The following is a 15,887-nucleotide window of genomic DNA, read 5'->3' on the forward strand; positions in this document are numbered from 1 at the left end:
TTGAAGATTATTTGTGCAAATAAATACGCAAAATATTTGAGAAACATATTTCTAAATCTCCGACAATAAAAACTGAAAAATAGAATGGATGTAATTGGTTAAAAAAAAATTGATTTTAAACAGATTAAGAGTGACAAAGGAAAATCATCGAAAAAATTACACACTGTAATTCATTATGTAAAATCTTCTTTGAAAAGTTCTTTTTCTTTGGTTCACAAAGAGCATGTTCAGAAGTATTTAGACGAGTTTAGTTACAGAATTAATACGTTAGTTTACGAGGAAAAAATATTTGAGATGATAATAAACAGAATGATGAATACTTAAAAATTTTTATATCAAGGCATTACAAAAATTAAATAATTGCACACCTCAAAAAATATTAAAGGAATGAGCCCAATACAGTATCGAGCTCATTATTATTAAAATCCAATATAAATTTATCTAAAATTTTGTGTTTAGTGATTAAGGCTTTCCTATTTTATTCTTCGTCTTCGTCCGTACCATGGGATTTTGAATAGCCTCTCCATTTCTCGATACAATCCTGCAAATCCTGCGGAAGTTCCGTATCAAAACGCATCAGCTCGCCGGTTGTAGGATGCACAAAACCTAATGTTTTAGCATGTAAAGCCTGTCTTGGTAGTGCTTTGAAACAGTTGTCTATAAATTGTTTGTATTTGGTAAACGTAGTTCCTTTCAAAATCAAATGACCGCCATAACGCTCGTCATTAAATAAAGGATGTCCAATATGTTTCAGGTGTGCACGAATCTGATGTGTTCTTCCGGTTTCCAGTTGGCACGAAATCAACGTCACGTATCCAAAACGTTCCAACACTTTATAATGCGTCACAGCTGGTTTCCCTATTTCCGGATCAGCAAAAACAGCCATTTGCATGCGATCTTTTAAATGTCGTGCTAAGTTTCCTTCAATAGTTCCTTCATCAGCTAACACATTTCCCCAAACCAAAGCCACATACTCTCTTTCGGAAGTTTTAGCTTCAAATTGTTTTGCAAGATGTGTCATCGATGCCTCGGTTTTGGCAATTACCAATAAACCCGAAGTGTCTTTATCAATACGATGGACTAATCCGGGACGTTCGCTGCTGTTCATTGGCAAATTATCAAAATGATACGCTAACGCATGCACTAAAGTTCCAGTGTAATTCCCATGCCCAGGATGCACCACCATTCCTGGCAATTTATTTATCAATAGCAACGTATCATCTTCATACACAACATCAAGTGGAATATTCTCCGGAATGATATGGTTTTCATACGGAGGATGCGTAAGCATAACCCGAACCACATCATTGGCTTTCACCTTGTAATTCGACTTTACTGTAGCGTCGTTTACAAAAATATTTCCTTCAGTAGCAGCGATCTGTATTTTGTTCCGAGTCGCATTTTGAATAAGGCCCATCAAGTATTTATCAATTCGCAACGACGCTTGGCCTTTGGGAACTTCAAACCTGAAATGTTCAAATAACTCGTCCTCTAAATCTATTGTTTCTATATTATTGTTCATCAACTGGTATTTCTTCTTCTATTGGTGCTGCGAGCGTATCAGCAGCATTTTCCTCTTCTTCGTAACTCATTTTTCCGTCTCCCAAAACCAAATCAATTTTGGATGATTTCAAAACTCTATCCCCTGCTTTCAGGTTTCTTCCTTTGAAACGCATTTCCAATACCATATCTTTTCCAAGATTTGGAACATACGTAACCGCGCCTTCTTCAAGTCCCAAAGCTTTCAATGTAGGTACCGCTTCACGATAGGTTTTATTCACTAACTCAGGAATTCGCACGGATGAAAATCCTGATGTATTTATTTTTATGTATATTTTTCTACCTACTTTTACCTTTGTACCCGGCGTCGGATCTTGTTCAACCACACTGTATTGCGGAAAATTGCTTCTGTAATCGACGCTATCCAAAAGCACATAATCTAAATCCAACTCGTCCAGCTTTTCCTCCACTTGCTCTTCAGTCAATTTACTCAAATTTGGAACCTCAATTTCATTGCCATGATCGGTTGTAAAAGTCAACCAATGCATAAACAAATACCCCAAAGCAACAATAATGGCAATCGCAATTAATACTTGTGCTAAAAACACACGACTGGTAAGATACTTACGTAAACTCATAAATTTATTTTTATATGCGGCAAAGATAAAGCTATTTCGTTTCAAAAAAAATGATAATTTTGTTTAATCGTTTTTAGGATTATTCTTGATGAATTTCAGGAGCTGTTTCCCGCTATTCGCTTGTATCTTTGCTTTTTTAAAGAAAAAAAGCAAAGGATATCGCTGCTATCGGGGCTAAAAACAAATCGTTTTGCAAACAATATTATTTTTTTTTAAAACCTAAAAACCAAAACCCAACACCTAAAAATGAAAAACATTGCCATCATCATGGGCGGATATTCCAGCGAATATAAAATCTCACTTATCAGCGGAAACGTCGTACATCAATATCTGGACAAAACGAAATACAATGGTTTCCGAATCCATATTTTCAAAGAAAAGTGGGTTTATGTTGATGCTAATGATGCCGAATTCACTATCGATAAAAATGATTTTTCAGTAACTGTTGACGGTATCAAAATCACATTTGACTGCGTTTTCAATGCCATTCACGGAACTCCCGGCGAAGATGGATTGATGCAGGCGTATTTTGAATTATTGCATATTCCGCAAACTTCCTGCGATTATTACCAAGCAGCATTAACGTTCAACAAACGCGATTTATTATCAGTTTTAAAACCATACGGCATAAAAACCGCCACGTCCTATTACTTAAACAAAGGCGATGTTGTCAATACTGACGAAATTGTCGCTAAAGTTGGTTTGCCTTGTTTTGTAAAACCAAACAAAGCCGGTTCCAGTTTTGGAATTTCAAAAGTTAAAACGGCTGCCGAATTACCTATCGCTATAGAAATTGCGTACAAAGAAGACAACGAAATCATCATAGAAAGTTTTCTTGACGGCACCGAAGTTTCGGTAGGAGTCATCAACTACAAAGGAAAAGTAACCGTTTTACCCATCACCGAAATTGTTTCGGACAATGATTTTTTCGATTATGAAGCCAAATATTTGGGTAAATCACAAGAAATTACTCCTGCCAGAATCTCGGATGAAATGACGCAAAAAGTGAGTGAAATTGCTAAACGCGCTTACGAGATTCTTAAGATGAAAGGTTTCTCCCGAAGCGAATTTATATTAGTAAACGGAGAACCACACATGTTGGAAATGAACACTATTCCGGGATTAACAACGGAAAGTTTAATTCCTCAACAAGCCAAAGCCGCTGGCATTTCATTAGAAGATTTGTTTACAAATGCAATAGAATTGGCTTTAAACAACTAACTCTTTATTATGATAGAAATCTTTGAATGGAACCGATTATTGTACAATGATTTACCAGAATCCTTTCTTTTAGAAGTCATTTTCCGTTCCACTGTAATGTTCACCGTTTTATTATTGACATTAAAAGTAGCTGGAAAACGTGGCGTAAAGCAATTATCTGTTTTTGAAACAGTCATCATTATTGCTTTAGGATCAGCAGCCGGAGATCCCATGTTTTATGAAGAAGTTGGAATAATCCCACCCATAACCGTATTACTAGTCATTATCCTTTTATACCGATTAGTAACTTGGCTAACCGGAAAAAGTAAACGATTTGAAGAGTTTATAGAAGGCAAAACTGAATGTATTATCAGCGAAGGTAAATTTTCAATTGCAACTTTCAAAAAAGAAAGTCTGGCACAAGATGAATTTTTTTCGGAACTCCGATTAAAATCAGTAGAGCATTTGGGACAAGTGAAAAATGCATTTATGGAAACCAGTGGCGAAATCAGTGTTTTTTATTATCAAGACCATGAAGTTCAACCAGGCTTGCCAATCCTGCCTTTTTTATTTAAACTCAAAAGTAAAACGATTCCAACAGAAGGTGTTTATTCCTGCACCTTTTGCGGAAATACTGAAAGCCATAAACCAGGAAATGCGGAGTGCAGGGTTTGCGAAAAATCCGAATGGGTCGAAGCAATACAAACACTTAGAAAAACTTAATTCACCCCAAAGAAAATCCATTCGATTTAAATATATCTTGTATAATGAGAAAAGCCATATTTCCAGGATCATTTGACCCAATCACTTTAGGACATGAAGACATCATCAAGAGAAGTATTTCTTTATTTGATGAAATTGTAATTGCCATTGGAATAAATGCCGAAAAAAAATACATGTTTTCATTGGAAGACAGAAAGCGTTTTATTGAAGAAACATTCAAAAACGAACCTAAAGTTTCAGTAATAACCTATGAAGGTTTGACAATCGATTTGTGCCATAAAATAAACGCAGATTTTATACTTCGTGGTTTGCGCAATCCAGCCGATTTCGAATTTGAAAAAGCAATTGCCCATACCAATCGTCGCTTATCAAAAATAGAAACCGTATTTTTATTGACCGCCGCAAAAACTTCCTACATCAGTTCCAGTATTGTGAGAGATGTAATTCGCAATGGAGGACAATATGAAATGCTTGTTCCCGATGCAGTCCGAGTGAAATAGTGATCAGTATTCAGTGATCAGTCACCACTTCCGGGTTAACTCAACATTGAAACTAGAATACAAAACTTGTGAAACGAAGCAATAAGCCGTAATTTCGCCAAAAATAAAAGCCATTAAACATGAGTATAGAAAGAGAATTAAGCAAACGTAGCGGATCGAAATGTGAACTTTGTGGTGCAACCGAAAACCTAAAAGTATATGAAGTATTACCAACCAAAAAAGGTGGAACTGATGAAAGTATCATGGCGTGCAGTACGTGCATCGACCAAATCGAAAATCCAGATAACGTAGATTTAAATCATTGGAGATGTTTGAATGACAGCATGTGGAGCGAACATACTGCCGTACAAGTTGTCGCGTGGAGAATGTTAAGCCGTTTGCGTGGTTCAGGTTGGCCTCAAGAATTGTTGGACCAAATGTATTTAGACGAAGATACTTTAGCTTGGGCACAAGCAACTGGCGAAGGAGAAGAAGACGAAACAAAAGTAATTCACCGTGACAGCAACGGCGTGATTCTTGAAATTGGAGATTCAGTAGTTTTAATCAAAGATTTGAAAGTAAAAGGTTCGAGCATGGTAGCTAAACAAGGAACTGCAGTGCGTAACATCAGGCTGGATCACGAAAATGCTGAATATATTGAAGGTAAAGTTGATGGTCAGACTATTGTTATCATTACACAATATGTTAAGAAAATATAGTATTTATAGTTTTCAGTCACAGTCACAGTTTTCAGGGACTGAAGTTTAATAAAAGTGTTCAGTTTTTAATGAATCCATTACAGCAAAAAATCGTTAACAGTAAATATTTTACTGTTAACGATTTTTTTTAATTGAAAACTGCGACTGCGACTGAAAACTACTCCTCTTCCTTCTTAATCACTTTTCGAGCGACTTCGATTTTGAATTTCTTTCCTTTCATTTTTTCGTCTTTAATGGCGTGTAGTAAATCTTTCACTTTGTTAAATTTCACCGCTGCAAATGAGATAAAATCTTTCACTTCGATTAATCCTAAATCGCCTTTTTCTAATTTCCCTTTTTGGGAAAAGAAACCTACAATATCAATTTTATTCAGTTTATTTTTCTTTCCGCCACTGATATAAATGGTTTGAAATTCCGGTGGTTTTGGTAATGAAGTGGAATTTTCAACTTTCAAAGCTTCCATTCCATAATCGATGTAATCCATTTTTTTCTCACTTTCATGAGCAATAATATAAGCAGTTCCAGAAGCAAGCATACGCGCCGTACGTCCGTTTCTATGCGTAAATTCGTCTTCTTTGGATGGTAAATGATAATGAATTACATGATTCATTTCGGGAATATCAAGTCCACGGGCAGCCAAATCAGTTGTGATCAGATAACTTACACTTCCGTTTCTGAACTGGATTAGCGCGCGTTCTCTTTCGTCCTGATCCATTCCTCCATGATAATACGTGGCATAAATTCCTTTTTCGTTCAACGTATCACTAATGCGCTCTGCAGCATCTCGGTGGTTGCAAAAAACTATTGCCGATTGCGATTTCAACGAACAAATCAAGTTAAACAAACTTCCAATTTTGTCTTTTTCCTTAGAAACAACCATTTTCATGGAAAGATTCGTTTCTGCTACGTTTTCTGGAATAAAATCCAAAATAGTTGGGTTTACGACTCTTGTATATCTTGGAATCTCAATATCGGAAGTTGCTGAAACCAAAACGCGTTTGTTCAATTTCGTTAATTTCCCAATGATAAAAGACATTTGTTCATGGAAACCCAATTGCAACGATTTATCAAACTCATCCAGAATCAATGTTTGGATTTTATCCAAACGGAAAGTTCCTCTGTCGATATGATCTGCGATTCTTCCCGGAGTTCCTATTAAAACAGCTGGAGGATTGCTTAAATTTTTAATTTCGGTATCAATGGAATGTCCGCCGTAGCACACATTCACTTTATAATCGGTTCCCATTTTTTTCCAAACCTGCTCAATCTGCAATCCTAATTCACGTGATGGAACCAAAATTAAACATTGAACCGATTGAATTTCGGGTTGTAACATTTCTAAAATAGGCAATAAAAAAGCCAAAGTTTTTCCCGAACCTGTTGGCGAAAGCAATAAAACATTATTGTCATTCAGGATGGTATCTTGTGCTAATTCCTGCATTTCGTTCAGGCTTTCGATGCCTAAATTCAAAAGTATATTGTTGGAATGGTGTTTCTTATTCATTTTTTCTATTTCGGCAAAGGTAATTTTTAATTCTGAGTTATTAATTTTGAATTATAAATTTTCATTTTTTAAATCAAGAGCTTCATTTTAATCGTATCATCTCTATACCTATCAAAAAAAAGCTACATTTGATATTCAATCTAAAAACCGAAATATGAAATTTTTCACATTCTTTTTTTTATTATTCGCGATCGGTTCATTTGCGCAAAAAAACAATAAGTACGATACTTTTTTCGAAAAAGGTAATGGAAATCAATCTGCATCGTACCAAGAAACAATTGCGTACTACAAACTTCTGGCGGATGATTTTCCTACTATCGAAATGCAAAAAATGGGTTTAACGGATAGTGGCGAGCCTTTGCACATAATAGTTTTTAATCCGGAAAAGCAATTTGACTTCGAAGTCATCCAAAAAAACAAAGCGGTAATTCTGCTCAACAACGGCATTCACGCAGGGGAACCGGACGGAATTGACGCTTCTATGCAACTGTTTAGAGATTTAGCTTTAGGCAAAATAAAAGCACCAAAAAACACGGTTATCGTTTGTATTCCAGTGTATAATATTGGAGGCGCTTTGAACAGAAATTCCACTTCAAGAGCCAATCAGGACGGACCTGAACTCTATGGCTTTCGTGGCAATGCGAGAAACTACGATTTGAATCGCGATTTTATTAAATCAGACACCCGAAACACGAAAAGTTTTGTGGAAATATTTCATAAAATAAATGCAGATGTTTTTATTGACAATCACGTCAGCAATGGCTCGGATTATCAATACAAACTGACTTATATTATGACCCAACATAATAAATTAGGAACTGTTTTAGGTAATTTTTTAAATACTGAAATGATGCCTGCTTTGGTGAAAGATTTACAAAAAAAGAATATTGAAACTACGCCTTATGTCAATGCTTTTCAGGACACACCAGACAAAGGTTTTGGTCAATTTTTTGAAAGTCCAAGATTCGCAACCGGTTACACTTCATTGTTTAATACCATTGGTTTTGTGGTGGAAACACACATGCTTAAAAAATATGCCGATCGCGTGAAAGTGACGTATGAATACATGCGTTCCGCAATTGATTTTACGGATTCAAATTACCAACAAATCAAACAACTGCGATTGAAAAATGAAGAGCAGTATAGACCACAACAATCGTACACGATAAAATGGGAAATTGACAGTACAAAAACAATTCCTTTTTCGTTTTTAGGTTACGAAGCCAGTTACAAAAAAAGCGACGTAACATCCGGAAACCGCCTGTTTTATGATAAAACAAAACCATTCAAAAAAGACATTCCGTACAATAAGGAATTTAAATCGGCAAAAGAGATAATAATACCAGAAGCGTATATAATTCCGAGAGGATTTTGGCCTGTTATCGAATTATTAAAAAGTAATACAATCTCCTATCGTTTACTAAAAAAAGATACCATCATTGAAGTTGAAAGTTATAGAATTGCCGACTTTAAAACAACAAATTCAGCGTATGAAGGTCATTATTTACACCGAAACACTTCAGTAACCGCTAAAATGGAGAAAGTGGCTTTCGCCAAAGGGGATTACGTTATTCCTACACAACAAAAGGGAATCAAATACCTACTGGAAACTTTGGAACCGGAAGCAATAGATTCTTTTTTCAACTGGAATTTTTTCGATACGATGTTACAACAAAAAGAAGGGTATTCTGATTATGTTTTTGAAGATTCGGCAACACAGATTTTGAAAGAAAATCCAAAATTAAAAGCCGAATTTGATTTGAAAAAACAAAGTGACGTTACCTTTATTAATAATCCGGAAGCACAATTGGACTGGATTTACAAACATTCGACTTATTATGAAAAGGCACATTTACAATATCCGGTGTATCGCATTTTAAAATAAAAAAAAGCTCCAATTAAAATGTTAATAAAGCACGAATTTCCACCAAATAATTAGTGGAAATTCGTGTTAAACTTTATTACATCAACTTAAAAATCAATGTTAAACTGTTTAATCAACTTTTCTGTTTACAAAGTGAAGTGCTATTTCAACAGATTCTCTTCTTCGAACAATAATTTTATGTTTTCATAGGAGTTTTTTAGCGCTTCTTTAATTTGTTCCGGATTCATCCAAGCCACTTTATCAATTCCTTCGTCTAATTGTCCTTGAGGCGTTCCTTCAAAATCAGACTGCATTTCGAACCAATGCGTGATTTTTAGTTTATACTTACCATTCCGTCTAAAAACATGATACGTTTTTTGAAGTTTGTGAGATATTGACAAGCCATTAACGCCAGTCTCCTCCTCTACTTCACGCATGGCAGTATCTGCGATTTCCTCTCCTTTTTCGATTCCGCCTTTGGGTAAATCCCATTTTCCGTTTCTAAAAATGAATAAAACTTCCCCGTTTTTATTATAAACCAAACCGCCTCCCGCTTTACAAACCGGAATTTTAGCTTTTAAAGTCTTCATAATCAAGCTTTCGTCAGGATGATACAGATAGGCTTTATTAATTTTATTTTGAAAGATTTTAACTATAAGTTGCTCTATGTCAATGCTTTCTAATAGAAATAATTGAAAATCTGTCTCCTTGGAGATGTGATTTGTCAAAAAAAGTGGTTTGTCGTTAACAAAAACTTTATACATTTGTAGTATGATTTTTAATAAAGATACAGCCGAAAAAACAGCCGAATTTCTTTTGCAAATAAATGCAATTAAATTGAATCCAAGAAATCCTTTTACATGGGCTTCTGGATGGAAATCACCTATTTATTGTGATAACCGATTAATCCTCTCATTTCCAGCCGTAAGAAATTATGTCCGGGATGAATTTTCCAAGAATATTGAGAAGCAATTTGGTAAACCAGATGTTATTGCCGGTGTAGCCACTGGTGCAATAGGAATTGGTATGCTGGTTGCGGAAAGTATGGGATTGCCATTTGTTTATGTTCGCCCGGAACCAAAGAAACACGGGAGACAAAACCAGGTAGAAGGTTTTTTACAGAAAGGACAAAATGTAGTTGTTGTAGAAGATTTAATCAGCACGGGAAACAGCAGTTTGTTAGCTGTGGAAGCGTTACGCGAAGCTGGTGCTAATGTAAAAGGAATGGCCGCTATCTTCACCTACGGCTTTGAAGTTGCTGAACAAAACTTTAAAAGTGCAAATCTAGATTTATTTACGTTGAGTAATTACCAAAATTTATTGAATTTGGCTGTTGCCAAAAGATATATCAATGAGGACGAAGAACAGATTTTAAGAGAATGGAATGTGAGTCCGTCTACTTGGACTATTGAAGTTTAAAAAATAAAACAAAAATAAAAACAATGAACTTAGAAAGCACTAAAGTTACTGTTCAAAAATCAGCGCAAGAATTATTCAATTTATTGAGTGATGTCAAAAATTTTGAAAAATTAATGCCAGAAAACATTGCTAAATTTGAAGTTATTGGCGACGATGCTTTCATTTTTGGACTGAAAGGTATGCCGGAAATAAAGTTAAAAATGAAAGAACAAGTAGCTCCTACCAAAATCGTTTTAGGGGCAGCGAGCGACAAACTTCCGTTTACTTTAGTAGCGAACATAGATGCTGTTTCTGAGACTTCAAGTGATGTAAAACTGGATTTTGAAGGCGATTTCAATCCTATGATGGCCATGATGATTAAAGGTCCAATTGGGAAATTCATAGAAACTTTAGCAGGCAATATGAATAAATTGTAAAAACTATTTAAATTCATTGTTGTCCGATAAAAAACAAGCCAAATTAATAGCTTCTTTTTTATCGGACAACAATTGGTGACAATGTTAGATTTTTATCATTTCGAAAATGACTTTCGATATATTGTTGCAACAAAATAAAACGAAGAAGCTAGCAACAAACTTGTGGCAGTAGATTTAAATATCTTAATCAAAAAAATACACATTTCACTTAACGCCAAGCCAGAATTTAAAAAATTAATTGATCTTTTAAAAAAGAATCTAAATTAAAATTTGAAATATTATATTTAAAAGTCAATGATAGTTGGTTACATACAATTCTGCTAACAGTTGTAGCTTAATTAAGTCCTTAGCCGACCGCACAGATAGACCGCAAACGTCAAGCCTACAAAACCGTCCCAATCTAGAATCCTCATTCGTAATGCACTGCTTTAGTAGACTTACCAACTGTCAAATAAATATGCGTGTTGGGATACATAAATTCAATTTTAGTGTGCTGTTTGTTTATCCGCATTGTTACTTGACCTTTCTCATTTTCTAAAATATAAAACGTGTAATTCCTATCGGGAGCAAAAACACCAGATTCTACAATTTTATATTTCATCTTTGTCGCCGTGAGAAAGAAAACCACAGTATGCTTTTGAGTATCAAGAAACACAAAAGAGTATTCATTTCCTGCTACATTGCATTCACCTTGTCTAAAAGGTTGCTCATCTATGCAATATCGTTGCACGTTAAACACTTGTTCTTGAGCATACAAGCTAACCGATAACAACAAAAACAGAATTATTTTTTTCATGTCTTTTAGCTATTTTTTAATATCCGAAATTGAATATTTCTTTTTTCCCATACAAAATACAAGCCACATTCTTTTTTTGAAGAAAAAGAAACCACAAAATCCCCAATTACATTTGGTAACTTATCCTAAAAAATGGATTAAAAGGTTTGTGGGTTCTGTTTCTTTCCACATATTATTCGTAGTTTTGACCGTAAAAATGCGTCTTAATTTTGCTTTAGAGCAATCCAAAAGAACAGCGCAAAAAACTTTAAAAAACAATTACAATGACTTCATTTATTAAAGAATTATCCTTTCGTTGGTCTGATCTTGACCCTAATTTTCATGTTCGACACAGTGCTTATTATGACTTTGGCGCACAACATCGTATCGAAATTCTGGAAAGTCTTGGTTTAACCATGAAAGTGATGCAAGCGCAAGGCTTTGGTCCTATTCTTTTTAGGGAAGAATGTGTATTTAGAAAAGAAATAAAACTTTCGGATAAAATTTTTATGAATACCAAAACCTCAAAAGTAAATGCGGATGCTTCCCGCTGGTCCATTGTACATGAATTCATAAATGAAGACAATAAACTATGCGCAACCATAACTGTTGATGGTGCTTGGATGGACCTTAAACTTCGAAAACTAGCATCGCCAACGCCCGCAATTGCACTGGAAGCCTTAAGTATTTTTCCTAAAAGCGAGAGCTTTGTGAATCTTTAAAAAAAAACCTTGAAAAACGAGATTTCCTTTCGAATTTCTAAAAAAGTTGAATCAAAAGCATAACTACATAACAGCGTTACAATCATGAAAAACAGAGAATACTCCGCCATTTACAGAATAATGCATTGGTCAATCGCCATTTGTATGACTTTATTGCTTGTAACAATTTTCCTGAGACTTACTTGGATGAATAAAAATAATGTGGCGTTAATCATTCAAGACTATTTAGCGACTACAGACCAAAAGTTGACGCAAGACCAACTCATTACGCTTGCTAAAAAAATAAGAAAACCCATGTGGGACTGGCATATTTATATTGGTTATGCTTTGGTAGGTTTGTACAGTATTCGTATCGCACTTCCATTTTTTGGACAAATGAAGTTCTCTAATCCGTTCAACAAAGATTTAGTCATTAAAGAAAAATTCCAGTACTGGACTTATTTAATTTTTTATGTTTGTGTTGTTATTTCCCTGATTACCGGTTTAATTATCGTGTTAGGTCCAAAAAATTTAAAGGAACCGATGGAGGAAATACACGTACTTTCTATTTATTATCTTCTGGCGTTTATCGTAATTCACTTATCGGGCGTTTTCTTCTCTGAATCAACAACCCAACAAGGATTAATTTCCCGAATCGTAAGCGGACCAACAAAGACTAACGAAAATTAGAAACAAAAAACACTCTTTTTTGATCAGCAATTATGAGGCTCGTATTTAAAAAAAAACAATTTCAGATAAACGATTGAATCCAAAAATAATTAGTGTAAAATTGGTCTGTGACAATAAATGTCAAAAACATGGCCTGTGAAAGTTGTAAAATATTTGTAAAAGAGGCTTTAGAAGAATTCGACATCGCTGCAATAAAAATAGCTTGGTAAAATAGAAGTCAAAGAAGAACTCACTTGCACTGAAAAAAAGAAATTAAACAGTAAAATTAAAAAAGCAGGATTAGAATTATTAGAAAAAAATAAGACATTCTGATTGAGAAAATCAGAAGTGTATTAATTTTTGGATTCAAAAAAACAAATAGCGTATTTATCGTTTTGGTCAGCTCTGTTTTGGGATATGTATTGAATCTTCTTTAAAATAAAAAAAGTTATCCGCTCCTTTTGTAATTGTACCCTAAAAAGTTACAATTTTATTAATACTTTTATAGAATTACTAACTTCTAAATTCCAACCTGAAAAAATGAAATTTACAAAACAATTTTTCGCACTGCTAATCGTTTTTTCTATTACCAGTTTTAAAACAATACAAAATGATATTCTCGAAGTAAAAACTGTAGCACCATCAAGAGAATTCTACCAAATTAAAACTTATATTTTCAAAACGGAACAGCAAGTACAAACCACTGAAAAATATTTGAAAGAGGCTTTGCTTCCGGGTTTAAAAAAACTTGGGATTAAAAATATTGGTGTATTCAAACTAAAACCGAATGCTACGGACACCCTAAAAAAAGTTATCGTAGTAATTCCGTTTTCATCCATCAATCAATTTCTGAGATTAGAAGATAAACTGGCCAATGACAAAATCTATTTAACTGCCGCAGCCGATTATTTGAATGCTTCTTATAAACAAGCGCCTTATTTGCGTATCGAATCTATTTTGTTAAAGGCTTTTTCAGATCATCCTATTTTGTCAAGTCCCGCTTTGAATAGTCCAAGAGCAAATAGAGTGTATGAATTAAGAAGTTATGAATCAGCAACTGAAGCGATATACAAAAACAAAGTCGATATGTTCAATGCCGGCGGAGAAATAAAACTCTTTGACCGCCTTACCTTTAATGCTGTTTTTTATGGCGAAGTTATTTCGGGAGCCAAAATGCCGAACTTAATGTACATGACTACTTTTGCAGATCAGCAAAGCAGAGATGCGCATTGGAAAGCCTTTGTAGATTCACCAGAATGGAAAGGATTAATAGCTATGGAAAAATACAAAAACAATATTTCCCATATAGATATTACTTTTTTGTACCCAACTGATTATTCTGATTATTAGTTTTCAAACACATAATTATAAACGTAAGCTGTTAAAACTGCAACCCTAAAAGTTGTAGTTTTTTGTTTAAAATAATGACCTCTATAATAATTTTCAAAGAATAGAAGTTGACACATTACCAAAATTTTACTAGTAAATTTAAGTATCTTTAATACCAATTTAAGCTATGGAAACCCTCAATACAATACTAAAACTTGCTGCAGGCGTTGGTTTATTCCTTTTCGCCATGTACTTAGTTGAGGAATCCCTAAAAAATCTCTCCGGAAGAAGTTTCAAACTATTCCTGCAACGGATTACAAAAAACAATATTGGTGCAGTAATAGGTGGAACAATAGTTACTGGCGTACTTCAAAGCAGTTCTATGGTTTCGTTGATGGTTTTAGCGTTTGTGGGTGCAGGTGTTTTTACAATGAAGAATGCTATGGCTATTATTCTGGGGGCAAATCTCGGTACAACACTTGCCAGTTGGTTAGTCGCGACACTTGGTTTTAAAACTAATATTGAAGTGATTGCTTATCCGGCAGTTTGTTTGGGTGGTTTTCTTCTTATTTTACTTGGAACGCGCAAGAACATCAAGTACATTTCTTATTTTCTTTTGGGATTTGGTTTAATGTTCATCGGACTTTCCTTTATGAAAACCGCTATGGAAGCGCAGGTTCAATACTTCGATTTCTCGCAATATGCTTCGATGCCGCTAATCGTTTTTCTCCTTATTGGTTTTCTTATTACACTAATTGTTCAATCGAGTTCTGTAACCATGGCATTAACGTTAAGCGCATTAAATGCCGGAGCAATTGGATTTCCAATGGCGGCAGCGATCGTGTTAGGTGGTGAAACCGGAACTATTATTAAAATTCTTTTGAGTGCGATTGGAGGAAACGCTTCCAAAAAACGGGTTGCTTTAGGCAATTTATTATTCAACATTTTCATTACTGCCATTGCTTTTGCACTGCTAAAACCCATTTTGTTGCTGATTACTGATGTCATAAAAATAAAAGATCCACTCATTGGTTTGGTTACATTTTCAAGTCTTATTAATTTATTGGCAATTGTATTGTTCCTTCCGGTTCTCGATTTATTTACTCAATTTTTGGAACGTTTTTTCAAAAATACGGATGGCAATAGTGCCGCTTTTATAAGTCACGCCTCTATTACGGAACCCGAAACGGCTCTTGATTTATTCCGAAGAGAAACCAGCTATTTCATTTATAACTCGATGCTTTTCAATTTGGAATTATTCAAGATCGACACCCTCGCTTTGAAAAAACAAAGTGATTACATTGAAATCAATGAGAAAAAAAGCTTTGCATCTAAAACCAGTGAGGAGAAGTATGAATTCCTAAAACAATTACAAGGCGAAATGCAGGCTTTCTATTTGAAACTAAGAACAAAATTGAACAGCGAACAAAATTCAGAGCTTAGCCAATTGATTTCTGCTGCGCGAAGCTCCATGCATGCCGTAAAAAGTGTAAAAGATATTGATAGCAATATAATGGACTTAAGTCACTCTTCAAAAGACATAAAATATCAGTTTTTTATGCATCACAAAAAAGAAACGGAAAACCTATATTTAAAATTAAGTGCTTTTCTGAGCATGGAAGAACCTGTAAACTTTGAAGAATTGGAAGCAATATTTAATACCATTCAAAACAACTACACGACAGCACTTAATACCTTTTACACCGAAGTACAACTTACAATCGTTGAAAACATTGATATCACAACAGTCATAAATTTCAACAGAGAATTATTTATGTCAAATAAAGCCATGCTAATGGCATTGAAAGATTTAATTTTGGACGAAAAAAATGCTCAAAATTTTAATGAAATCTCTATTTACAAAACTTAAAAAATTAGTAATTCATTCAGATTTTATTCCAAAAAATTTTACAACTTTATTTTTGAATTTCATAACATATTTCACATTCAA

General features: G+C 34.5%; 16 protein-coding genes. 11 read left to right on the forward strand and 5 right to left on the reverse strand.

Features of this window, described 5'->3' with window-relative positions; translation table 11 throughout:
• Positions 1 to 478: 478 nt before the first annotated feature.
• The gene (locus BMZ76_RS12740; protein ID WP_091207285.1) at positions 479 to 1,522 is read right to left on the reverse strand and encodes an RluA family pseudouridine synthase; all 1,044 of its coding nucleotides are present in this window, start codon (positions 1,520 to 1,522) and stop codon (positions 479 to 481) included.
• Positions 1,512 to 2,138: a PASTA domain-containing protein gene (locus BMZ76_RS12745; RefSeq protein WP_091207288.1), complete on the reverse strand. Its 627-nt coding sequence runs from the start codon at positions 2,136 to 2,138 to the stop codon at positions 1,512 to 1,514. Before BMZ76_RS12745 ends, BMZ76_RS12740 begins: the two co-directional genes overlap by 11 nt.
• A gap of 246 nt (positions 2,139 to 2,384) precedes the next feature.
• Here BMZ76_RS12745 and BMZ76_RS12750 point away from each other — a divergent pair, with 246 nt between their 5' ends.
• The 4 genes from BMZ76_RS12750 (at position 2,385) to BMZ76_RS12765 (ending at position 5,259) form a co-directional block, all read left to right on the forward strand.
• Positions 2,385 to 3,359, forward strand: coding sequence for a D-alanine--D-alanine ligase (locus BMZ76_RS12750; RefSeq protein WP_091207292.1), 975 nt, complete (start codon positions 2,385 to 2,387; stop codon positions 3,357 to 3,359).
• A 9-nt stretch (positions 3,360 to 3,368) separates the two neighbouring features.
• On the forward strand, positions 3,369 to 4,061 hold the full coding sequence (locus BMZ76_RS12755) for a DUF421 domain-containing protein (protein ID WP_091207297.1): 693 nt from the start codon (positions 3,369 to 3,371) through the stop codon (positions 4,059 to 4,061).
• Positions 4,062 to 4,105: 44 nt separating this feature from the next.
• On the forward strand, positions 4,106 to 4,561 hold the full coding sequence (gene coaD, locus BMZ76_RS12760) for a pantetheine-phosphate adenylyltransferase (protein ID WP_091207301.1): 456 nt from the start codon (positions 4,106 to 4,108) through the stop codon (positions 4,559 to 4,561).
• A gap of 119 nt (positions 4,562 to 4,680) precedes the next feature.
• Positions 4,681 to 5,259 (forward strand): PhnA domain-containing protein, encoded by a 579-nt coding sequence (locus tag BMZ76_RS12765; protein ID WP_091207304.1) that lies wholly within the window; start codon positions 4,681 to 4,683, stop codon positions 5,257 to 5,259.
• A gap of 157 nt (positions 5,260 to 5,416) precedes the next feature.
• Here the strand turns inward: BMZ76_RS12765 and BMZ76_RS12770 are convergent, their stop codons facing one another.
• The gene (locus tag BMZ76_RS12770) at positions 5,417 to 6,763 is read right to left on the reverse strand and encodes a DEAD/DEAH box helicase (RefSeq protein ID WP_091207307.1); all 1,347 of its coding nucleotides are present in this window, start codon (positions 6,761 to 6,763) and stop codon (positions 5,417 to 5,419) included.
• 154 nt (positions 6,764 to 6,917) lie between these two features.
• Here BMZ76_RS12770 and BMZ76_RS12775 point away from each other — a divergent pair, with 154 nt between their 5' ends.
• Positions 6,918 to 8,648 (forward strand): M14 family metallopeptidase, encoded by a 1,731-nt coding sequence (locus BMZ76_RS12775; RefSeq protein WP_091207310.1) that lies wholly within the window; start codon positions 6,918 to 6,920, stop codon positions 8,646 to 8,648.
• Positions 8,649 to 8,788: 140 nt separating this feature from the next.
• Here BMZ76_RS12775 and BMZ76_RS12780 read toward each other — a convergent pair whose 3' ends face one another.
• A complete protein-coding gene (locus BMZ76_RS12780) occupies positions 8,789 to 9,391 on the reverse strand; it encodes an NUDIX hydrolase (RefSeq protein ID WP_091207313.1) in 603 nt (200 codons plus the stop codon).
• A gap of 7 nt (positions 9,392 to 9,398) precedes the next feature.
• Between BMZ76_RS12780 and pyrE the strand changes: the two genes are divergently transcribed.
• The gene (gene pyrE, locus BMZ76_RS12785; protein ID WP_091207315.1) at positions 9,399 to 10,046 is read left to right on the forward strand and encodes an orotate phosphoribosyltransferase; all 648 of its coding nucleotides are present in this window, start codon (positions 9,399 to 9,401) and stop codon (positions 10,044 to 10,046) included.
• Positions 10,047 to 10,069: 23 nt separating this feature from the next.
• Positions 10,070 to 10,462 (forward strand): SRPBCC family protein, encoded by a 393-nt coding sequence (locus tag BMZ76_RS12790; protein ID WP_091207317.1) that lies wholly within the window; start codon positions 10,070 to 10,072, stop codon positions 10,460 to 10,462.
• Between the two features lie 409 nt (positions 10,463 to 10,871).
• Here BMZ76_RS12790 and BMZ76_RS12795 read toward each other — a convergent pair whose 3' ends face one another.
• Positions 10,872 to 11,258: a hypothetical protein gene (locus BMZ76_RS12795; RefSeq protein ID WP_091207320.1), complete on the reverse strand. Its 387-nt coding sequence runs from the start codon at positions 11,256 to 11,258 to the stop codon at positions 10,872 to 10,874.
• Between the two features lie 263 nt (positions 11,259 to 11,521).
• Here BMZ76_RS12795 and BMZ76_RS12805 point away from each other — a divergent pair, with 263 nt between their 5' ends.
• The 4 genes from BMZ76_RS12805 to BMZ76_RS12820 all read left to right on the forward strand — a co-directional run bounded on the left by BMZ76_RS12805 (position 11,522) and on the right by BMZ76_RS12820 (position 15,806).
• Positions 11,522 to 11,959, forward strand: a complete 438-nt coding sequence (locus BMZ76_RS12805) for an acyl-CoA thioesterase (protein WP_091207324.1) — start codon at positions 11,522 to 11,524, stop codon at positions 11,957 to 11,959.
• 84 nt (positions 11,960 to 12,043) lie between these two features.
• Positions 12,044 to 12,628 (forward strand): cytochrome b/b6 domain-containing protein, encoded by a 585-nt coding sequence (locus BMZ76_RS12810; protein WP_091207327.1) that lies wholly within the window; start codon positions 12,044 to 12,046, stop codon positions 12,626 to 12,628.
• A 519-nt stretch (positions 12,629 to 13,147) separates the two neighbouring features.
• Positions 13,148 to 13,957 carry an NIPSNAP family protein gene (locus BMZ76_RS12815; protein ID WP_091207330.1) on the forward strand — a complete coding sequence of 270 codons (810 nt, stop codon included), beginning with the start codon at positions 13,148 to 13,150 and terminating at the stop codon, positions 13,955 to 13,957.
• 166 nt (positions 13,958 to 14,123) lie between these two features.
• Positions 14,124 to 15,806, forward strand: a complete 1,683-nt coding sequence (locus BMZ76_RS12820) for a Na/Pi cotransporter family protein (RefSeq protein WP_091207333.1) — start codon at positions 14,124 to 14,126, stop codon at positions 15,804 to 15,806.
• The last annotated feature ends 81 nt before the right edge of the window (positions 15,807 to 15,887 follow it).

Origin of the sequence: Flavobacterium xueshanense, from assembly GCF_900112975.1 — a bacterium.
In the GTDB taxonomy this organism is placed as follows: domain Bacteria; phylum Bacteroidota; class Bacteroidia; order Flavobacteriales; family Flavobacteriaceae; genus Flavobacterium; species Flavobacterium xueshanense.